16 protein-coding genes are annotated in these 20,644 nt (G+C 56.6%); 7 read left to right on the top strand and 9 right to left on the bottom strand.

Annotation, left to right across the window (positions count from 1 at the left end; translation table 11 throughout):
* Positions 1 to 147 precede the first annotated feature (147 nt).
* The 5 genes from lon (at position 148) to cmoB (ending at position 5,562) form a co-directional block, all read left to right on the top strand.
* Positions 148 to 2,580, top strand: coding sequence for an endopeptidase La (lon, locus tag GHN86_RS04410; RefSeq protein ID WP_153377799.1), 2,433 nt, complete (start codon positions 148 to 150; stop codon positions 2,578 to 2,580).
* Between the two features lie 174 nt (positions 2,581 to 2,754).
* On the top strand, positions 2,755 to 3,255 hold the full coding sequence (locus GHN86_RS04415; RefSeq protein ID WP_153377800.1) for a hypothetical protein: 501 nt from the start codon (positions 2,755 to 2,757) through the stop codon (positions 3,253 to 3,255).
* 90 nt (positions 3,256 to 3,345) lie between these two features.
* Positions 3,346 to 3,738, top strand: coding sequence for a protease inhibitor I42 family protein (locus tag GHN86_RS04420; RefSeq protein ID WP_153377801.1), 393 nt, complete (start codon positions 3,346 to 3,348; stop codon positions 3,736 to 3,738).
* A 130-nt stretch (positions 3,739 to 3,868) separates the two neighbouring features.
* Complete coding sequence (cmoA, locus tag GHN86_RS04425) at positions 3,869 to 4,609, top strand: carboxy-S-adenosyl-L-methionine synthase CmoA (protein WP_323369198.1); 741 nt, start codon at positions 3,869 to 3,871, stop codon at positions 4,607 to 4,609.
* Positions 4,606 to 5,562 carry a tRNA 5-methoxyuridine(34)/uridine 5-oxyacetic acid(34) synthase CmoB gene (gene cmoB, locus GHN86_RS04430; RefSeq protein ID WP_153377802.1) on the top strand — a complete coding sequence of 319 codons (957 nt, stop codon included), beginning with the start codon at positions 4,606 to 4,608 and terminating at the stop codon, positions 5,560 to 5,562. The genes cmoA and cmoB overlap by 4 nt, the downstream gene beginning before the upstream one ends.
* A 174-nt stretch (positions 5,563 to 5,736) precedes the next feature.
* On the opposite strand, the gene tadA is transcribed toward cmoB, so the two are convergent.
* From tadA to treP, 7 genes are all read right to left on the bottom strand, one after another.
* A complete protein-coding gene (gene tadA / locus GHN86_RS04435; protein ID WP_153377803.1) occupies positions 5,737 to 6,225 on the bottom strand; it encodes a tRNA adenosine(34) deaminase TadA in 489 nt (162 codons plus the stop codon).
* Positions 6,225 to 7,601 (bottom strand): multicopper oxidase family protein, encoded by a 1,377-nt coding sequence (locus GHN86_RS04440; RefSeq protein WP_153377804.1) that lies wholly within the window; start codon positions 7,599 to 7,601, stop codon positions 6,225 to 6,227. Before GHN86_RS04440 ends, tadA begins: the two co-directional genes overlap by 1 nt.
* 121 nt (positions 7,602 to 7,722) lie before the next feature.
* The gene (locus GHN86_RS04445; protein ID WP_153377881.1) at positions 7,723 to 7,998 is read right to left on the bottom strand and encodes a PTS transporter subunit EIIB; all 276 of its coding nucleotides are present in this window, start codon (positions 7,996 to 7,998) and stop codon (positions 7,723 to 7,725) included.
* Positions 7,999 to 8,000: 2 nt separating this feature from the next.
* Positions 8,001 to 10,526, bottom strand: a complete 2,526-nt coding sequence (ptsP, locus tag GHN86_RS04450) for a phosphoenolpyruvate--protein phosphotransferase (protein WP_153386168.1) — start codon at positions 10,524 to 10,526, stop codon at positions 8,001 to 8,003.
* Between the two features lie 59 nt (positions 10,527 to 10,585).
* Positions 10,586 to 11,809, bottom strand: coding sequence for a maltoporin (locus tag GHN86_RS04455; protein WP_153377806.1), 1,224 nt, complete (start codon positions 11,807 to 11,809; stop codon positions 10,586 to 10,588).
* Positions 11,810 to 11,860: 51 nt separating this feature from the next.
* Entirely contained in the window at positions 11,861 to 13,513 is a 1,653-nt protein-coding gene (treC, locus tag GHN86_RS04460; protein WP_153377807.1) for an alpha,alpha-phosphotrehalase, read from the bottom strand.
* Between the two features lie 31 nt (positions 13,514 to 13,544).
* Positions 13,545 to 14,987, bottom strand: a complete 1,443-nt coding sequence (treP, locus tag GHN86_RS04465) for a PTS system trehalose-specific EIIBC component (RefSeq protein ID WP_153386170.1) — start codon at positions 14,985 to 14,987, stop codon at positions 13,545 to 13,547.
* Between the two features lie 208 nt (positions 14,988 to 15,195).
* On the opposite strand from treP, the gene treR reads away from it, so the two are divergent.
* Entirely contained in the window at positions 15,196 to 15,900 is a 705-nt protein-coding gene (gene treR / locus GHN86_RS04470; protein ID WP_153377809.1) for a trehalose operon repressor, read from the top strand.
* 563 nt (positions 15,901 to 16,463) lie between these two features.
* On the opposite strand, the gene GHN86_RS04480 is transcribed toward treR, so the two are convergent.
* Entirely contained in the window at positions 16,464 to 17,492 is a 1,029-nt protein-coding gene (locus tag GHN86_RS04480; RefSeq protein ID WP_003443292.1) for an FUSC family protein, read from the bottom strand.
* Between the two features lie 13 nt (positions 17,493 to 17,505).
* Positions 17,506 to 18,645: an FMN-dependent L-lactate dehydrogenase LldD gene (lldD, locus tag GHN86_RS04485; protein ID WP_003443295.1), complete on the bottom strand. Its 1,140-nt coding sequence runs from the start codon at positions 18,643 to 18,645 to the stop codon at positions 17,506 to 17,508.
* Between the two features lie 132 nt (positions 18,646 to 18,777).
* On the opposite strand from lldD, the gene GHN86_RS04490 reads away from it, so the two are divergent.
* On the top strand, positions 18,778 to 19,653 hold the full coding sequence (locus tag GHN86_RS04490; protein WP_010655639.1) for a LysR family transcriptional regulator: 876 nt from the start codon (positions 18,778 to 18,780) through the stop codon (positions 19,651 to 19,653).
* Positions 19,654 to 20,644: the final 991 nt, after the last annotated feature.

The raw sequence follows: 20,644 nt of genomic DNA on the forward strand, positions 1-20,644 counted from the left end.
ACAGCCCTGTTGCAGCGTCTACAGTCGTTGAGGTCCAAGCGACCTGCGCCGAGAGCTGCGTGTGAAACGACATGAAAATCGCTTCACCATTGAAACGACTGCCACCGCGCCCCATCTAAGACCCATACCCAATTGCGCAGGTGCCCCATGAGCGACCAGCAAAAATTTACAAATGACACGGTAGACGTAGATGTAGAACACACCGACTCCGAACACACCGTACACACGGGAGGCACTGAATTGGCATTGCCAGGACAGAATCTGCCAGACAAGGTTTACATCATCCCGATTCATAATCGCCCGTTCTTCCCGGCCCAAGTGTTGCCGGTCATCGTCAATGAAGAACCGTGGGCCGAAACCCTCGAATTGGTCAGCAAGTCACCCCATCATTCGCTGGCGCTGTTTTTTGTCGATACACCGCCCGATGACACTCGCCATTTCGACACCAACAGCCTTCCGGAATACGGAACACTGGTGAAGGTGCATCACGCCAGCCGCGAAAATGGCAAATTGCAATTCGTGGCCCAAGGCCTGACCCGTGTGCGTATCAGCATGTGGCTCAAGCATCATCGTCCGCCGTATTTGGTGGAGGTTGAATACCCGCAAGAAGACAAGGCACCGACCGACGAGGTGAAGGCGTACGGCATGGCGCTGATCAATGCGATCAAAGAGCTGCTGCCGCTCAATCCGCTGTACAGCGAAGAGCTGAAAAACTACCTCAATCGGTTCAGTCCCAACGACCCCTCGCCTCTCACCGACTTTGCCGCCGCACTGACGTCGGCCACAGGCAATGAGCTGCAAGAAGTGCTCGACTGCGTGCCGATTCTCAAGCGCATGGAAAAAGTCCTGCCCATGCTGCGCAAAGAAGTCGAAGTGGTGCGTCTGCAAAAAGAAATTTCGGCAGAGGTCAATCTCAAGATCGGCGAGCATCAGCGTGAGTTTTTCCTCAAGGAACAACTCAAGGTGATCCAGCAAGAGCTGGGCCTGACCAAAGATGATCGCAGTGCGGACATCGAACAATTCAAGCAGCGTCTTGAAGGCAAAACCCTGCCTGCACAGGCGCAAAAGCGCATCGACGAAGAACTCAACAAACTGTCGATTCTGGAAACCGGATCCCCCGAATACGCAGTCACCCGCAATTATCTGGACTGGGCCACTGCGCTGCCCTGGGGCGTTTACGGGCAAGACAAGCTCGACCTCAAACACGCTCGCAAAGTACTCGATGCCCACCACGCCGGGCTCGATGACATTAAAAGCCGCATCATCGAATTTCTCGCCGTGGGCGCTTATAAGGGCTCAATCAGCGGCTCAATCGTATTGCTGGTGGGGCCACCGGGTGTAGGTAAAACCAGTGTCGGCAAATCAATCGCCGAATCACTGGGTCGCCCGTTCTACCGCTTCAGCCTGGGCGGCATGCGCGATGAAGCCGAAATCAAGGGCCATCGACGCACTTACATTGGCGCCCAACCCGGCAAGCTGGTGCAGGCGCTCAAAGAAGTCGAAGTGATGAACCCGGTCATCATGCTCGATGAAATCGACAAAATGGGTCAAAGCTTCCAGGGCGATCCGGCTTCGGCATTACTGGAGACTCTGGACCCTGAGCAAAACGTCGAATTCCTTGACCATTACCTGGACTTGCGACTGGATCTGTCCAAAGTGCTGTTTGTATGTACGGCCAACACCTTGGACTCCATTCCGGGCCCGCTGCTCGACCGCATGGAAGTGATTCGCCTGTCCGGGTACATCACTGAAGAGAAAATCGCGATCGCCAAGCGTCACCTGTGGCCTAAACAGTTGGAGAAAGCCGGGGTTTCGAAAAACAGCCTAACCATCAGCGACAGCGCTTTGCGTCATGTCATCGACGGTTATGCCCGCGAAGCCGGTGTGCGTCAGCTCGAAAAACAATTGGGCAAACTGGTACGCAAGGCCGTGATCAAGTTGCTGGAAGACCCCAAGGCGGTGATCAAGATCGGGCCCAAAGACCTCGAACCGTCATTGGGCACTCCTGTGTTTCGCAACGAGCAGGTTATCAGCGGCATTGGTGTCATCACCGGTCTTGCCTGGACCAGCATGGGCGGCGCAACCCTGCCGATTGAGGCAACGCGCATCCACACCCTGAATCGCGGCTTCAAACTAACCGGCCAATTAGGCGATGTGATGAAAGAGTCTGCAGAAATCGCCTACAGCTACGTCAGCGCTAACCTGCAACAGTTTGGTGGCGACCCGCGGTTTTTCGACGAGGCTTTTGTGCACTTGCACGTCCCTGAAGGGGCGACGCCCAAAGATGGCCCTAGCGCGGGTGTGACCATGGCCAGCGCGCTGCTGTCCCTGGCCCGTAATCAGCCGCCGAAAAAAGGCATCGCCATGACCGGCGAACTGACGCTCACCGGGCACGTATTGCCTATCGGTGGCGTACGCGAAAAAGTCATCGCTGCACGCCGGCAAAAAATTCACGAGCTGATTCTGCCGGAACCCAATAGAGGGCATTTCGAAGAGTTGCCTGACTACTTGAAAGAGGGCATTACCGTGCACTTTGCCAAACACTTCAGCGACGTAGCCAAAGTACTGTTTCAACGCTGATTGACGGATTGTGGAAGAGGGCCAAGCCATCCTGCGCTTGGCCCACTTACTGGCCTCACCTGCAATAAGCGCATAATTCAGCGTGCTTACTGGTATTTCTGACAGTAGACAGCCCCTGCGGTCTCAACGTAAAAAGTGGCCAATAGCCCACAGGTATTACGTCGGGAACCTGCCATGCCTCTTCATCATCCAGCCCATCAAAATCCAGATGCTTTCTGGCCCGCCCTGTTTGGTCAGGCTGTGTTTAATCCCAAAACCCGTGGTGAACTCAAGGCTGAGGTACTGGATCGGCGACCGTTCACTGCTCAGGAATTGACCTTTGCCAGTAGCCATAAAAAAATTGTGATTACCGCGGAGTTCGATGACTTCGGCTCAAAATCCTATCGAGCCATAACTCTTACTCTGGACGTCAATATCCAGTCCGGCATTTACCTGTTCAAAAAAGGTGAAGGGGGCCCTGTTTGGGGGATGACCTACCTGGAGTGCGTTGAAGTGAATGGCAAAGAGGTCTATCACTTGAACGAGGCGGTGGTTGGCACCTTACACCTGAGTGTGATTGAGAGTTGCTACAGCGCTCGACTGTTCACCCTCGAATGTCTGGACCATAACGGCGAGACGCTTGAAATGTGTGGCGACTTCACTGTCAGCCCGCCCCATGCATCATTCAAATACTGATAGAGCATTCCAGCCTCTGGCCGACGAAAATGGCGCAACCCACCTGATGGGGTATGCTGCGCCATTGTATTTGTCAGACCGGAGCCTTCGATGCCCCTTGCACGCCTTATCCCTGCACTAAGCCTCAGTTTGCTGACCGCCTGCGTACACACCCCTGCAAACAACGTTATCGTTGAAGCACAAAGCGACTGCCCACTGCAGTTACATACTGGCCAAAATGTCACAGTGTCATTACCCAGCAATCCGACAACAGGTTATCGCTGGGCCATTCAGGACTCAGCCGGTGGCGTTTTACGCAGCCTGAGCCCCGAGGTCTACAGCAGTGCCGACAATGGGCAAGTATTGGGCAGTGGCGGGCAATCTACCTGGCGTTTCCAAGCCTTTGCCGCAGGTAACGGACGCTTGCGACTGACCTATCAACAGCCATGGGAGCCCGAAGCCGAACCGGCACAAACCTTTGACTGTTCTATCACCGTGAACTGAGCCTCACCTCAACCGGGAGCGAGCCTTTTACCCCGCGGGCCAGAGCGGTTTATCAGACAGAACGCGCATCCCGGCGTCAACTTGGCTAAAATACGGCCCCTTTTGAAATTCACCTGCCGGAACCGTCGTGATCCAAGACCCTGACCGTATTTTCGCCCAGCCCCTGGCCCAAGTGCCGGACTTCGCTTTTAACGAGGACGTGGTGCGGGTGTTCCCGGACATGATCAAGCGCTCGGTGCCCGGTTATCCCACCATTGTCGAAAATCTCGGTGTTCTCGCCGCACAATTCGCCCAGCCCAACAGCGTTCTATACGACCTGGGCAGTTCGCTGGGCGCCGTCACTCAAGCCTTGCGTCGGCACGTGCGCACTGAAGGCTGTAGCGTCATTGCCGTGGACAACTCGGCGGCCATGGTGGAACGCTGCCGCGAATACCTCAACGGGCAAAACTCGATGTTCCAGGAGTTATTGCCGGTTGAGGTCATCGAGGGCGATATTCTTGCGCTGGAGTTCCAGCCAGCGTCGGTGGTGGCATTGAATTTCACCCTGCAATTCATTGCTCCGCAAGAACGTCTGGCATTGCTCAGCCGCATCCGCCAATCACTGCTGCCAGGTGGCGCGCTGATTTTGTCGGAGAAGCTGCGCTTCAATGATTGCGAAGAACATGAGCTGTTGACAGACCTGCACATCGCCTTCAAACGTGCCAACGGTTACAGCGACCTCGAAATAGCGCAAAAGCGCAGCGCCATCGAAAACGTCATGAAGCCCGACAGCCTCGAAGAACACCGCGAACGCCTGTTGGCAGCCGGGTTCTCGAAAGTCGTGCCGTGGTTCCAGTGTCTTAACTTTGCCTCGTTGATTGCCCTGCCATGATTGATCTATCCCCCCTCGCCCGGCGTTTGGCCGGCACGCCCCTGGCTGAATGGGCGACCACGCTGCAAGCCCGACTCGACGCAAAAATGGAGAAAGGTCATGGCGACCTTGAGCGCTGGCAAAGCGCGCTGGATGCATTACCCAACGTCGTACCGACCGAAGTCGACCTGCTGAACGGCCTGACGCTGGACACCGATTGCGATGACGAAACCCGCGTCCAAATGCGCCAGGCACTGATGGGCTTGTCACCGTGGCGCAAGGGGCCCTTCGATTTGTTCGGCGTACATGTCGACACCGAATGGCACTCTGACTGGAAGTGGTCACGGGTCTCGCCCCATATCGACTTGCAGGGCAAGCGTATCCTTGATGTCGGCTGCGGCAATGGGTACTACATGTGGCGCATGCTTGGCGCCGGCGCGCACAGCGTGATCGGTGTGGACCCGAACTGGCTGTTCTTTTGCCAGTTCCAGGCCGTACAACGCTACTTGCAGCAAGAAGCAGCGTGGCACCTGCCCTTCCCGTTCGAAGATCTGCCCGCGAACCTTGAAGGCTTCGATACCGTGTTTTCCATGGGCGTGTTCTACCATCGGCGCTCGCCCATTGAACACCTGCTGGCGCTGAAGGACTGCTTGGTCAAAGGCGGCGAACTGGTGCTGGAAACGCTGGTGATTGAAGGTGATGTCAATCAGGTATTGGTGCCCGAAGACCGCTACGCGCAGATGCGCAACGTCTGGTTCCTGCCATCAATCCCGGCACTGGAACGCTGGCTGCGGCGCGCGGGTTTCACCGATGTGCGCTGTGTAGACGTCAGTACAACGACCGTCGAGGAGCAGCGCGCTACAGAGTGGATGAAATTTCAGTCGCTCAGCGATTACCTTGATCCCAATGACCACAGTAAAACCATCGAAGGTCTGCCAGCGCCGATGCGTGCGGTGATTGTGGCCAAGAAGTAGCAACACATTTCGTAGCAGCTGACGAGTCGTGCGAGGCTGCGTCCGATTGCGACGCAATCGTAAAACCTGAATATATGCCGTACCTGAAAAACCGCGCATCCTGACTTTACGACGGCTTCGCCGCCGATCGCAGCCTCGCATTACTCGTCAGCTGCTACGGGATCAGGGCAAGCGTTATCGTGCCCTTCTGGCCTTGAAAAATTCGCTGAGGATTGCCCCGCATTCTTCGGCCAAGACCCCACCTTCAAACAGCACGCGGTGGTTAAGAAAGCCTTGCGTGAAAAACTGCCCCTGGCTTTCTACAATTCCCGCTTTGGGCTCCAACGCGCCGTACACCACCCGCGCTATCCGTGAATGCACGATAAGGCCCGCGCACATGCTGCACGGCTCCAACGTCACGTACAGCGTACTGCCGGGCAACCTGTAGTTACTGGCAGCAGCAGCGGCAGCCCGAATGGCTACCATTTCGGCATGGGCGCTGGGATCGCTGCCACTGATCGGGCAATTGAACCCTCGCCCGATAATCTCACCGTCCTGCACCAGCACCGCACCCACCGGCACTTCGCCTAACGCGGCACCTTGCGCGGCCAACGCCAGCGCTTCACGCATGTATTCTTGATCGCGGCTGCGATCGATGATCCGGGGTTGACGCCCTTGTCGCATCAGGAAACCTCAATGGCGGCCATCAGGCCGGTTTCCATGTGGTCAATCACATGGCAGTGGAACATCCACACGCCGGGATTATCCGCCACCAGCGCCACGCGGGCACGCTCGTTTTTACCCAACAGGTAAGTATCGGTGAAATACGGTGTGATCTTTTTACGATTGGACGCCAGTACTTTGAAACTCATCCCGTGCAAATGAATCGGGTGCTGATACTGCGTCATGTTCTTCAATTCAAAAATGTAGCTCTGCCCCAGCTTGAGCTTGGCAATTGGGCGATCTGCACAGGTCTTGTCCTTGATGTCCCAGGCAATCCCGTTGATTTGCCACAGACTGGGTGGCTGATCGCCGCCTGGATTTTCGGACACCGAGCCGACCCACTCAAAGTTGAAGTTGATCTTCTCGGCATTCGCCACATCTGGCTCGGCAATCGGGTTGGCGGGCAGCGCCGGCGGCCATGCGCCGGGTGCATCGGTAGCGGCGACCGAACGCAAGGTGCCCAAACGCACCGGGCCATCACGTAGCGACAGCTCTTCACCGGCTGGCGGCGCTTTGATCGCCAGGCAAATACGCATACCCGGCCCCAACCAGTAATCTTTGCCCAACGGGCGGGGCTCGATAGGGTTTCCGTCCAGCGCGTAAATCCTGGCTTCGACGCCGGGAATATTCAGGCGATACGTCAGCGTGTTGTCCAGATTAAGGATACGCACGCGGGTGATCTGCCCAGCGGGTAAATCAATCGTCGGAACATGTGCGCCGTTAATCGTCGACAGTCGTCCGGCCGTGCCACCGCGAGCCGCTTCGCGAGTGATGCTGAACGGCAGAAAGCCGCCCTCTTCATCGACGTGCCAGTTTTTGATGCTCAGCGTGCGTTCGTGCTTGAAGCCGGTGGGCTCACGCTCTTCGACAATCAGCGGCCCCACCAGACCCCGGCCCAGCTCCTCGCTGCTGTTGACGTGCGGGTGATACCAATAGCTGCCAGCATCGGGCACACGGAATTTGTAATCGAAGTACTCACCGGGCAGAACCGGCAATTGCGACACATAGGGTACGCCGTCCATTTCCAGCGGCAAGCGAATGCCATGCCAATGAATGGTGGTTGCAACGGGCAAGTGGTTGATGAAGCGCACGCGCAGCCATTCGCCCTGACGTACCCGCAGCTCGGTGCCGGGCGCCGAAGGACCGAAGGCCCAGGCTTCGGTCTGATGACCGGGCACCAGTTCGACGTCCAGCGGGGCGGCGATCAGTTCGTAATCGTGGCCGGCCTCGGAGTCGGCCATCTTGCCTAACCAGTAACGCGAAGCGCCTCCTGCGCCAACACCCACCACTACCAGGCCAGCCAAACCACCGAGTATTTGTCGACGGGTAAAGGACATGGATTTAACTACCTCGCGCATCCGGCGCGGGCGCTGGGCCCGCAAAAGGCGAATACGATACACCTGCGAATGCGAAACAGTAAGTGAAAGCGCCCTCTCATGGCGCAAGAGGGGCTTTCAGTCAAAGCCCCACCACCAGATGCACCAACCCGCCCGGTAGATTCGATATCCCCGGCACACCCGCTGCTCGCAGGGCTTGCGGGTCCAGGCGGGTAATATCGGCAAGTTCGACACGGATACGGGTCAACGCCACCCGCTGTTCGGACTTCACATTGCCGGCCCCACCCAGAGCGGCCAAGACTGCCGGTTGCAGTTGCGAGTCAAGCTTGCCGGGTTCATCCACCACCAGGTCCGGGGTCAGGGCTTTCCAGAAGGCCTTGCGCACGTTATCGAACATCATCAGTACTCCAACACGGTCAAGGGCTGCTGCAGAGGTTTCAAGGCAGTGCGCACCTGTTCGGCACTTTCCAGCCCCAGCATTTGCTGCGCCAGCGTCTGGCAAGCAGCGAAATCAAGCTCACGCACCCGCGCCTTGATCGCCGGAATCAACGGCACACTCACTGACAACTCATCCACACCCAGCCCCAGCAATACCGGCACCGCCAGCGTCTCGGAGGCCAGAGCACCACACACCCCAACCCACTTGCCATGGGCATGGGCGGCCTTGACTGTGCTGGCAATCAGGCGCAGCACCGCCGGGTGAAAACTGTCAGCCTGACCCGCCAGCCGCGGGTGGTCTCGGTCCATGGCCAGGGTATATTGGGTCAGGTCATTGGTGCCAATGGAGAAAAAGTCCACTTCAGGCGCAAATAAATCCGCCATCAAAGCGGCAGCCGGGACTTCAATCATGATCCCCAGCTTGGGCAGGGTCTTGATTCCCAATGCCTGCGCTTGTTCTTCGAGCAACTGACGGGCCATGCGCAGTTCCGACAGCTGTGTGACCATCGGCAACATGATGTGCAGACGGGTCAGGTCCGCACTGGCCAGAATCGCGCTCAATTGCTCGCGCAACAACTGCGGACGCTCCAGGCACAGGCGAATCCCGCGCATGCCCAAAAAAGGGTTGGTCTCGTGATCCATCGGCACATAGGCCAGCGGTTTGTCGCCGCCAACGTCCAGAGTGCGCACCACCAGATTGTGCCCGGTGCCCACGGTGCGGGCGATGGCGCTGTAGGTAGCAACCTGCTCATCGTGGCTGGGGGCGTTGTTGCGCTCCAGATACAAAAACTCCGAACGCAATAACCCTACCCCTTGGGCCCCGAGACTCACCGCTTGTTCAGCTTCGGCCAGTGACGCGATATTGGCGCTGACTTCGATCTGCTGACCATCACGGGTGCAGGCTGCCAGTGCTGCATGCTGCAAATCCTGTTGCTGGCGTTGGCGCTGCTGCTCACGCTGCGTGTCGAGTTGCTTGATGCGCTCCGGGTCGGGCTGCAGATGCAACACCCCCGAATCGGCATCGAGCAAAACCTGCGTGCTGTTGGCCAGCGCCAGCACTTGGGGGCCCATTGCGCAAATCGCCGGCAAACCCAGTGCCCGGGCCAGAATCGCCACATGGCTGGTCGCACCACCGCCGGCAGTGGCAAAGCCCGCCACCTTGCAGGTATCCAATGCGGCGGTCTGGGACGGGGTCAGTTGTTCGGCAATCAGGATCGCGTTCTCGGGCAACTCCAGCGGGCTGTCCTGCACGCCGAGCATCAGTTTGAGTACCCGCTGGCCAACGTCTTGCAAGTCCAGGGCGCGCTCGGCCAGCAAGCGGTTGTCCAGCCCCTTGAACAGGGTCGCCGTCTCCTGAGTAGCGCTTTGCCAGGCGAACGCGGCGCTCTTGCCCTGTTCAATCAGCGCAAAGGCTTGCTCCAGCAGGCCCGGGTCTTCCAGCAACTCTTGATGAGCCTTGAAAATATCGGCTTGGGCCTTGCTTGCAGCATTGTCGCAAAGCACCTGCAGCGCCGTGGTGGCCTCGGTCAGCCCCTGCTTTAAACGCAGGTTCTCCTGAGATGAGTCTGTGGCGAGCTCGTCAATCTGCAGCGCATTTTCGCTCAGTTGAAATACCTGCCCGAAGGCCGAACCCGGTGATGCACACACACCGCGCAATACATCCGCGGCTGCCTGTTCAGGCAACACCGGCGGCGCCTGGACCTCCTCGTCAGCAACCGTTTCACCGCATCCGGACGCCAGCAATTCGGACAACACCTTGAGCGCTGGCCCGGCATCGGCACCCACTGCGCTGAGATAAACACGGTCGCCGTAGACCGTCTGCAAGGCCATGATCGCCACCAGTGATTTGGCATTGGCGCTGGCGTCCTGCTTGTGCAGAAGAATGGTGGCCGCAAAGCCTTTCGCCGCCTGGGCGAGCACTGCCGCCGGGCGGGCGTGCAAACCGTTGGGGTTGGGCAAAATCTGCGGCGCTGAACACTGCGCTGCGCCGGTTTGCTGCTCTGCCATCACCTGAGTCTCAACCTCCACGTGCAAGGCCAGCAACGGCTGGCCGCTTTCTACCAGATCCCCCTCCTGCACCAGCGGCACAAAGCTTTCGCCGCTGACCACCAGCATCAGGGTCAACAAGCTGCGGGCATTGAGCGCGACAAAATCAGCGTCAAACTCGATCAACGCCTGCCCTGCGGCTACCTGCTGGCCTTCCTCAACCAGCGGCGTAAAGCCCTTGCCGCCCAGGTTCACCGTATCCAGACCTATATGCAGCAACACCTGCGCACCGCTGGCAGCCGTGATGCTGATGGCGTGGCCGGTGTGCTGCAGGTTGCTGATCACCCCGGCCAGCGGCGCGCACAGCACCTGAGAGGTCGGGTCGATGCACAGGCCGTCGCCAATCAGGCGACTGGAGAACACCGGGTCCGGCATGTTTTCCAGCGCCATCAGCACACCGGACAGCGGGGCCAGCAATTGGAGTTGTTGGGATGTGACCATGACTTCACCTGCAATTGATTCGGTTAAATGCCGATGGAGCGCGAGCCCCGACAGCTCGCTTACTTCCACCAGTACTCGACTTGCACACCGGCGTTGGAACCATGCCGGGCCGAGCCGAATGCACCGCTGTCGGACAACGCGGACCCGGCGTCAAACTCATTGGCCGCGCGCTGTGCCGCGGCGTTCCAACTGGCATAGGTGTAATACAAACGCACCTCAGGGCGCGCCCAGAAACCAGGGCCTTTGGGCGACCAGGTCGGCGCGAAAGTGAACTTGCTCAACTTGCGCGTTCCGTCTGCGGCCTTGACCTGATCGTGTCCCAGCTCGGTGACCAGTTTGAACTGCTCACTGATCGCGTAGGTCGGGCGTACACCAAGGGACAGCCATTCCTGATTGCCGCCATCAGGGCGAAAATCCTTTTGGTACACCGCCTCGACCTGCCCGCCGAATCGCGGGGTTATTTGCCAGTCAAAGAACTCGACGATGCGATAGCGCTTGCTGCTGTTGTCCAGACGGAAGTCGCCGGTGTAGCCCAAGCCGGTGCCCGAACCCTCGCCATACTGCACGGCGAACTTGTTCTTGCCGCCCAAAAATTCGCTCTGCACATGCTGCGCGGTGATGGCCCAGCCACTGTGGGCATCGGTGCGCTCAGGCTTGTCGAGGTAACTCAGGCCAAACTCCAGCTGGCCACCGGGGTTGGTGTTGATGCCCGCCACGTTGAAGTCATGACGGGTCACGTAATTTTCCTGGTAGAGGTTGTCTTTGCGCGACAGGGCGTAGCTGTATTTCAGGCCGCCGATCAGCACGTCTTCAATACCGGCCCCGGTGGCGCTCTGGTTCCAGTAGTAGAAGTCGGAAATATGGATGTCATTACGCTTGTAGTAACGGCGTCCGGCCCACAGTGAGCCACCATTGAGGCTCGGCAGGTTGGACCACTGTGCATACAGTTGCGGCAGGCGGGCCGTGCCGTTGTCGCCCTGAAAGGTCAGTTGGCGGTTGTACTGGTTGTACAGCGAAGCCATGCCGTCGACGCTCAGCACCGAGCCATCGGCGAAGCTGTACACGTCCTGGCGCAGCTCCAGCTCGGCGTATTGTTCGCATTCGTTACCCAACCGGTATTTGGCCTCGGCGCCGGGCAGCTTGAAACAGGATTGCTTGCCGCCATTGAGCGAGTTGCCCACGCCGCTACGCAAGTAACCGGCGAACTCAAGGGCGTTGGCTGAAAGCGGTGCCAGCAGGCACACGCTGGCGATACAGATGCTGTAGTTGAGTGATGATTTCATGGAGCGACCTTTTTTTATTTTTATAGTGATGACACGCATGTTTCTGAGGGATCAACGTTCAGGTTTCAGGTGCAGGACAAAAGATTCATAAGGGCGCAGCGAGAGGCTGTTACTGCGCACAGGACAGTCGTCGTAGTTGCTGATCAACAACCGTTGCGACATGCCTTCATCGATCACCGACTCGGGCAATTCGATGTGGCAAGGTGTGCCGTAAAAATTGTTGATCACCAGCAGGCTCTCGCCCTCGCCTTGACGCAGGTACGCCCACACCTGCACATGCTCGGGCAGCAACTGACGATATTCGCCGTGTTGCAGCAGCGGTTCTGCGCGCCGCAAGGCAATCAACTGACGGTAGTGATGCAGCACTGAAGCCGGGTCATTGCGCTGGTCTGCAACATTGATAAAGGCGGCATTTTCAGGGATACCGATCCACGGTACGGCCGTACTGAAACCGGCATTGGCCTGAGGGTCCCATTGCATCGGCGTGCGGCTGTTGTCCCGTGACTTTTGCTTGATCGCGGCCATGCACTCATCGTGAGGCACACCGGCTTCACGCTTGAGGCGATAAATATTCAAGGTCTCGACATCGCGGTACTGCTCGATGCTTTCGAACCCAGGGTTGGTCATGCCGATCTCTTCGCCCTGATAGACATAGGGTGTGCCCTTCAAAAAGTGCAGCGCGGTGCCCAGCATCTTGGCGGAGACCACACGGTGCTCGCCGTCATCGCCGAAGCGCGAGACCACCCGAGGCTGATCGTGGTTACACCAGAACAGGGCGTTCCAGCCACCGCCTGCCTGCATGCCGACCTGCCAGTCCGAGAGGATGCGTTTAAGTTCAAGAAAGTCGAAATCTGCCCGCACCCACTTCTGCATGTTCGGGTAATCAACTTTCAGGTGATGAAAGTTGAAGGTCATTGACAGCTCGTTGCTGTCAGGGCGCGAATAACGGATGCAGTGTTCAAGGCTGGTGGACGACATCTCACCCACGCTGACCAAATCGTGGCCGGCGAACACTTCCCGGTGCATCTCTTGCAGGTACTCATGCACATGGGGGCCGTCGGTGTAAAAGCGACGCCCGTCGCTGTCGTCCTGGGGGAAGTGCGCTGGCTTGGAGATCAGGTTGATCACATCCAGGCGGAAACCGCCCACACCCTTGTCCCGCCAGAAACACATCAGCTTGTAGACCTCGGCGCGTACCTTGGGGTTATCCCAATTGAGGTCTGCCTGGGTGTGGTCAAACAAATGCAGGAAGTACTGGCCAGTTTGCGCCTCGTATTCCCAAGCCGAACCGCCGAACTTGGACTCCCAGTTGTTCGGCTGGTCGCGCCAGATATAGAAGTCGCGATACGGGTTGTCGAGGCTGCTGCGCGCCTGTTGGAACCACTGGTGTTCAATAGAGGTGTGATTGACCACGATATCAAGCATCAGCTTGATCCCGCGGGCCTTGGCTTCACGGATCAGCAACTCACAGTCGGCCATGCTGCCGTAGCTCGGGTCGATGGCGTAGTAATCGCTGATGTCATAGCCGTTGTCGCGCTGAGGAGAACGTAGAAACGGCGTCAGCCACAGGTAGTCCACACCCAGCCATTGCAGGTAATCGAGCTTGTCGACTACCCCCAGCAAGTCACCGGTCGGGTTGCCCGCGTGGCTGTAAAAGCTTTTTGGGTAGATCTGATAGATCACCGAACGCTGCCAGTCTTGCATGTAGGGGTCCTTGCATTTACGGGAAACGGGTTTAAGCGACGCGATAACCGGGACGCACAATTTTCAGGCTCAAGGCACAGGTCAGGACAAACGGAACAACGATGGCCACCAGCATGCCGATCACAAACATCGGGATGTACTGCGGAATGATCGAGATAAACCCAGGCAGGCCGCCCACACCGATAGCCGAGGCCTGAACCTTGTTCAGCGACAGAAAAATACTGCCCAGCGCCGAGCCGATCAGCGCCGCATAAAACGGGAACTTGTAGCGCAGGTTGATCCCGAACATGGCCGGTTCCGTGATGCCGAAATAGGCAGATACGGCAGAGGTCGAGGCCATGCTGCGCTCCCGCACATTGCGGCTCATGTAGAAAACACCCAGCGCGGCGCTGCCCTGGGCCAGGTTGGACATGACAATCATCGGCCAGATAAAGGTGCCACCTTGGGTGGCGATCAATTGCAGGTCGACGGCGAGGAACATATGGTGCATGCCGGTGATCACCAGCGGCGCATACAGCAGGCCGAAGATCATCCCGCCGAGCACAGGGGCCAGATCAAACAGCATGACCACGCCTTCGGTGATCAGAATCCCCAGATGACGGGTCACGGGGCCAATGATCGCCAGCGCCAGCACCCCGGTGATAACGATGGTAGTGATGGGCACCACCAGCAGTTGAATGGCATTGGGCACCCGTGCCCGCAGCCATTTCTCAATCACGCTCATGACATACGCGGCCATCAGGATCGGCAGGATTTGCCCCTGATAGCCAACTTTTTCGATCTGAAACAGTCCCAGGATATTGAAGTACGGCAGGCTCTGGCCATCCAACCCGGCCACGGCCTTGCCGTAGTTCCAGGCATTGAGCAGATCAGGGTGAACCAGCATCAGGCCGAGCACGATGCCGAGGATTTCGCTGCCGCCAAAACGCTTGGCCGCCGACCAGCCCACCAGCGCAGGCAGAAACACAAAAGAGGTATTGGCCATCAGGTTGATCAGGCTCCACACCCCATCCAGTTGCGGATAGGCATCGAGCAGGGTTTTGCCTTCAATAAACATGCCCTTGGCGCCGAGCAGGTTGTTCACCCCCATCAGCAGACCAGCAATGATCAGGGCGGGGAGGATGGGCATAAACACATCCGAGAAGACCCGCACCAAACGCTGCATGGCATTGGCCTTGTCGGCGCCCTTTTGCTTGACGTCGGCGATGGTGGAAGCCGCCAACCCGGTCTGCTCGCGCAGAGCCGCATAGACCTTTTCGACTTCGCCGGGGCCGATCACCACTTGATACAGGCCGCCGGTAAAGAAGGAGCCTTTTACCAAATCGATCTGGTTAAGGGTCGCGCTGTCAACCAGGCTCGGGTCCTTGAGCGCCAGACGCAAACGCGTGACGCAATGCGCGGCCTGTTGAACGTTATCGGCACCACCGAGGCTGTGCAGCAACTCGCTGGCGATCTTGGAATAGTCGTGGCTCATGCGTTGTCTTCCGCTTGAATTTTTATTATGGAGCGTCGTTTTGGCAGCACGCAGAAACGAAAAATACTCGTCTGTACGAGTTAAAGCAATAACTGGTACAGACGAGTTAGATAATTTTTGCCAATAGGCTTTACTACAAGGCTTGCACTGCCCATCCCCTGCCCTTAAGGTTCCGGGCCCGTAGCCCACACGGCATAGAGCCATCACCATGAGCAAATACAATCAGATCTACACCGATCTGCTTGCCAGCATCACCACTGAACGCCTGGCTCGCGGCGCGCGCTTGCCGTCCGAAACGCAATTGATGGCCACTTACGAGGCCAGCCGTGGCACCGTGCGCAAGGCCATCGAGCAACTGCAAGAACGCGGTTTCGCGCAAAAGATCCACGGCAAAGGCACTTTCGTACTGTCATCCAGCCCAATCGAGTTTCAGTTGGGCGGCATCGTCAGCTTCCAGGAAACCTACCCGCGCCTGGGGGATAACGTCAGCACTGAGGTGGTGGAGTTCACCCAATTCCCCCTCGAAGGTGCGCTGTGCGAGAAGTTCGATGTTGAAGCGGGCAGCCTGATAACCCGCATTAAGCGAGTGCGCCATATTGATGGAAAACGGGTGATTCTGGACATCAACCACTTTGTCAGTGATCTGATTCCGGGACTGGATCAGGAGATAGCCCAGCACTCGATCTATGCCTATATCGAGCAGACGCTAAACCTGCAGATCAGCTATGCCCAGCGCACCATCGAAGCGGTGCCGCGCAGCAAGAATGATCAGCAGCATCTGGACCTGGAGGGTCAGAGCCATGTGATCGTGGTGAGCAACCAGACGTTCTTGCAGGATGGGCGCCAGTTCGAGTACACCGAGTCGCGGCATACACTGGACAAGTTCTACTTTTCGGATGTGGCGAGGCGCTGAAAGCTGCGGCTTTTTGTGTTTGCCACAGAGATACGGCAGGCAGCATTAACGACTGTTGCGCAGTCGGACGTGGCCTCGCGGAGCTCGTTAACGGCTACAGATCTTGCTCGCGACTGGATGATTTTGAGCTACCCCCCCTGAACCACGCATAAAAAAGGCGGCCAACACTTAATGTTGACCGCCTTTTTCAGTTCAAACCGGTGACCCGGTATGACTTATTCCCACTCTATTATCAACAAGCGCAATAAAACCTTTAAAAGCAGATAACTATCAAACAAAACAAAAGGCATACCATGAAAAGAACCATTCCCGAACGACGCTCTAGATGCTCAGCCCTCCCGCCTCTCATCGCATGACAAGCACCTGTAGAGGGGGTATAGCGCTCTTTGATAGGGCGCACGTGACTACGGCACGATCAGGGCCTACAAACATCCGAGTCAAACCATGAGGAAGAACGCCATGTTCACGCGGAGCCTATTACTGAGTTTTTGCGCGGTGTTACTGGTTGGCTGCACGGGAAGGGGCTTTCAAACCGGCGGTCTAGGAAACACTCCCCTAGTCCTCTACGGCTCAGCCGTTTGCCAGCGAGGAAAAATCACAAGCGAAGCGATGATCGCTAAAAGTGCACCACCGGTGCTGTAGAGCATTCGTAGAAATACCAAATCCAGCTCCGATCCTCCTGACTGGCCAACCTGCGCGACCAGTATGAAATGTGGAGTGAGGAACATCAAATAGCTGATGTGGCTCACAGAGCGCCCTGCCAGGGTGCCAATAGAAACAGGCAGTATCAGTGCAGCCAACAAAAACGGATCATGGATTGCGTAACCAAGAACGGCAGCAATGGCTCCCCCTAAGAAGGTGCCGCCGACTCGCTCCAGAGACATCCTCAACGTTGAATGCATGTAGGGCTGCATGATCAGAAACACCGTAAGGGTCATCCAGTATCCGTAATGCAACGACCACAATTGAACCAACCAAACTGACAGTGCTCCCGACAGCGCAACGCGAAGCCCATGCAGAAAGAAGTTAGATTTCGGTGTGAAATTTGTTCTGAGTGCCGACCATAAAACTGGCCGCTTTGCAGCATCAGGCTGGTCGTACTGACACCATTGGAACAGCAATGCGGAGCCTGTAGCCCATAGGCTGCCATATAGAAAGTAACGTGCATAAGCAAATCCCTGGGCAAAGTCCTTTGCCGGGAATGCAGTGGATACCGCAAATGCCGTCGCTGTCAGCAAAGCGGGAATGCTAATGCGCGCGCCGCAAACCTGGGCGTAAGCGCCAGCAAACGCAAAGAGGGCCGACAGTGCTATAGCCAGTTGCGGCCATACCATCGTCCAAGCACCTAGCCCTGACGCCACGGCGCCGGTGATGCCGAAAACCAGGCCGAAGATACAACCCTTTGGGGACTTATCGCTCGGAATCGACAGATAGCTCCAGAATGCGGCAATCGCTGACCAACAGAACAAGGGGTTGTGTAAGCGAGCCGCGAGGAGCGCCGGCACAGTACAGACAACACCACCACACACTACGTAGCCAATCGGTACATTGCGTACCGCTTCCAACATCTTAACGGTCAGTGATTGCGACATGATCGAACCTTCATTACTCAACTGGAACCAATGCGGTTCGATCGATCTTGTCAATCGAGGTAACACCAGTGAGCGTCATTGCCACGCGCATTTCTTGCGAGAAGATATCCAGCATATTCTCTACCCCGTGCTGTCCGTCGGCGGCCAGAGCGTAAACCGTCGAGCGCCCCAGCAGGCATGCCTTGGCGCCTAAGGCGAGCATGCGCACAACATCCAGCCCGGAACGAATGCCAGAGTCCACCAGCACCGTCAGGTCATCACCCACTACTTCGGCGATGGGAGGCAAAGCCCTAGCGGTGGACAGCACACCGTCCAATTGGCGACCGCCGTGGTTGGAGACCACGATGCCATCAGCGCCGAAACTTACTGCGTCCTTGGCGTCCTGTGGATCAAGGATGCCCTTGATAATCATCGGGCCCTTCCAAAACTCGCGGATCCATTCCAGGTCCTTCCAGCTGATAGAGGGGTCGAAGTTATTGCCTAACCAGCCAACATAATCTTCCAGGGTGGTGGCTTTGCCCAGGTACTTGGAGATGTTGCCCAAATCATGCGGACGACCGAGGATACCGACATTAAACGCCCAATCCGGCCTAGTGGTGGCTTGCAGGATGCGCCGTGAAGCTGCGAGTGGCCCAGACATGCCCGAGTGGGCATCACGGTAACGAGCGCCTGGCGTCGGCATGTCTACGGTGAACACCAGCGTGGTAACGCCGGCTGCTTGAGCACGCTCTAGGGCATTACGCATAAATCCGCGATCCTTGAGCACATAGAGTTGAAACCAGATCGATTGCGAACTCTGGGAACTAACCTCTTCAATCGAGCAGACCGATACTGTGGACAGGCAAAAGGGAATGCCTTTCGTGGCCGCAGCCTTGGCCGCTTGTACTTCACCACGACGGGCATACATACCGGTCAGTCCGACGGGGCTGAGGATGATCGGCAGACTCTGTTCCTTTCCAAAGAGCGTCGTCTTGAGACTCAAACTGTCAACATTTCTCAAGATGCGTTGACGCAAGCTGATGCTGGCGAGGTCAGCGCTATTGGCACGCATTGTGTGTTCGGCATAGGCGCCGCCGTCGATGTAGTCGAACAGAAATCGCGGCAATTTGCGTCTCGCGGCTTCGCGATAGTCGGATGCCGATGAAATAATCATTATCTACAACTCCTAGGTCTCTAGAAAATTTCAGCGACGTAGGACGTTGCTGAGTGAATTTCACGATAAGGGAGTGTTGAGTATGATAAAAACAACTTTTTCTACTCGAATTGAGTCGCTATTGGAATACACATGAATCTCAGAACGCTGCGGGTGTTTGTAGAAGTGGTGCGCCAGGGAGGTTTCTCCCAAGCTGCGGAGGTTGTGTCTTTGACTCAGTCCTCAGTCAGCAAGGCAGTCAGGACGCTCGAGGATGAGCTAGGTACGCCACTGCTGAACCGTATCGGCCATAAAAGCGAGTTGACGGCCGCAGGTGAGATTGCCTATCGGCGCGCACTGGTATTACTCGCAGAGCGGAACGATCTGATCGCAGAGATCAATGAACTGCGCGACCTGAAGGGCGGTACGCTGCGGATCGGCTTGCCGCCTGTAGGCTCCGGGGTATTGTTCGCTGAGATGTTTGCTACTTATCGCAGCCGCTATCCGATGGTGAATATAGAACTGATAGAGCACGGTAGTAAGAAACTGTGTGAGTGCCTGGAGGCCGGAGAGGTGGACTTGGCAGCACTACTGATTCCGATCGATGAAACTTTCGCTTATCAGGAAGTGCGCAACGAGCCTTTAGTGGTTGTGCTGCCTAGCGCCCATTCGCTTTCGCGACGCAAGCGAATGAACTTCAGTGATCTGGCGGATTCGCCATTCATCCTCTTTGATGAGGGGTTTGCGCTTAACGCATTAATTATGGCCGCTTGTGATCGAAGAGGGATTGTGCCCCGGGTGACGGCCCGCAGCGGGCAGATTGATTTCATCGCCGACCTGGTAGCTGCAGGTTTAGGGGTGGCATTTTTACCGCGAATGCTTGCGCAAAAACATAAACATGCGGGCATCGCTCTAGTACCTCTTGAAGAGCCACACACGGATTGGAATATTGCACTCGCTTGGCGTGCCGGTGCGCATTTGCCTCCGGCTGCAATGGCTTGGTTAGATCTGGCCAAAGAGCTGAGATAGTGCAATGGCTTTTGCTCGGATATCCAAGCGCTGGTAGTCAATAAAAACACCGGCCTACCTGGTGAAGGGGTCGGGTGGTTTTTAGTTAAGGAAGAAGAGTTCGCTACTCTGCCCCGCCATCAGAAGCAGGTAATTGTCAAAGCCGAACTCAATCACGTTTTTACGTTTCCACAATGGGACAAGGTCCTAAAAACTTTAGACCTTGAACTGACCGAAACCGATTTCTCGCACGCTCTTGAGTTGGCTTGTCAAATCGCCGGAGGAGGTGAAAGCGAGCACCATAAGAAATTAAAGGATTTCGTAGCACACAACCCCCTCTCAATCTCTTCGGTCCCCGATATCACTAGAGGCCTGTTCCAGTGCGTAAAATACCGGACTGTGATGGAGGCAGTACTACTTGCGCATTCGCAGATAAAGGATGTCCGCGCACTACTAGTATTGGAGTCTAAATTTCCTGCTTCCCGACTGCCATTAAAAACCTTCTTGGTGTTGAAGTCATTGACCTTGTCACCCGCGAATAACCCGCGATAAACCATGACATCTTATCGCATGACGAGTGCCTTTAAGATGGAGTTAGAAAACAGCGCCAACTTACGAGGCATATATGACTACACTGCGATCAAACTCCGCAGATAAGCGCTCATGAATTTAGCAACCAGGTACTCACACCGGTTTAGGCTAACCAAAATCAAGCCAACGCTGGGCACAGCTCACAACAATGGGAATACTCGCCTCACTACAGACTTGCAAAAATAAGGCCCGCAATTCGCGGGCCCTATATACATCAGAAAACGACTAAGTTCGCATATACCAACTTCAGGCTAACTCCCACTCTATTATCAGCAATAAATAAATATCCTTATAAATCAGTCGTTAACTACCATGCTTCTGATCCATGCCACGAGTAATACCATGGCGGCGGCAAAAACTGAGTGCAACACCTGACCTTTCCGGTACGGTGCTGCCCTATGTCTTATTCCGAACTCAGCGT

It is taken from the genome of Pseudomonas helleri (assembly GCF_009600315.1).
Lineage (GTDB): Bacteria > Pseudomonadota > Gammaproteobacteria > Pseudomonadales > Pseudomonadaceae > Aquipseudomonas > Aquipseudomonas helleri_A.

Bases quoted from the DNA above. Each gene is read 5' to 3' on its own strand.
- lon (WP_153377799.1), top strand. From the start codon at position 148: ATGAGCGACCAGCAAAAATTTACAAATGACACGGTAGACGTAGATGTA.
- GHN86_RS04415 (WP_153377800.1), top strand. From the start codon at position 2,755: ATGCCTCTTCATCATCCAGCCCATCAAAATCCAGATGCTTTCTGGCCC.
- GHN86_RS04420 (WP_153377801.1), top strand. From the start codon at position 3,346: ATGCCCCTTGCACGCCTTATCCCTGCACTAAGCCTCAGTTTGCTGACC.
- cmoB (WP_153377802.1), top strand. From the start codon at position 4,606: ATGATTGATCTATCCCCCCTCGCCCGGCGTTTGGCCGGCACGCCCCTG.
- tadA (WP_153377803.1), bottom strand. From the start codon at position 6,225: ATGCGACAAGGGCGTCAACCCCGGATCATCGATCGCAGCCGCGATCAA.
- GHN86_RS04440 (WP_153377804.1), bottom strand. From the start codon at position 7,601: ATGTCCTTTACCCGTCGACAAATACTCGGTGGTTTGGCTGGCCTGGTA.
- GHN86_RS04445 (WP_153377881.1), bottom strand. From the start codon at position 7,998: ATGTTCGATAACGTGCGCAAGGCCTTCTGGAAAGCCCTGACCCCGGAC.
- ptsP (WP_153386168.1), bottom strand. From the start codon at position 10,526: ATGGTCACATCCCAACAACTCCAATTGCTGGCCCCGCTGTCCGGTGTG.
- GHN86_RS04455 (WP_153377806.1), bottom strand. From the start codon at position 11,809: ATGAAATCATCACTCAACTACAGCATCTGTATCGCCAGCGTGTGCCTG.
- treC (WP_153377807.1), bottom strand. From the start codon at position 13,513: ATGCAAGACTGGCAGCGTTCGGTGATCTATCAGATCTACCCAAAAAGC.
- treP (WP_153386170.1), bottom strand. From the start codon at position 14,987: ATGAGCCACGACTATTCCAAGATCGCCAGCGAGTTGCTGCACAGCCTC.
- treR (WP_153377809.1), top strand. From the start codon at position 15,196: ATGAGCAAATACAATCAGATCTACACCGATCTGCTTGCCAGCATCACC.
- GHN86_RS04480 (WP_003443292.1), bottom strand. From the start codon at position 17,492: ATGTCGCAATCACTGACCGTTAAGATGTTGGAAGCGGTACGCAATGTA.
- lldD (WP_003443295.1), bottom strand. From the start codon at position 18,645: ATGATTATTTCATCGGCATCCGACTATCGCGAAGCCGCGAGACGCAAA.
- GHN86_RS04490 (WP_010655639.1), top strand. From the start codon at position 18,778: ATGAATCTCAGAACGCTGCGGGTGTTTGTAGAAGTGGTGCGCCAGGGA.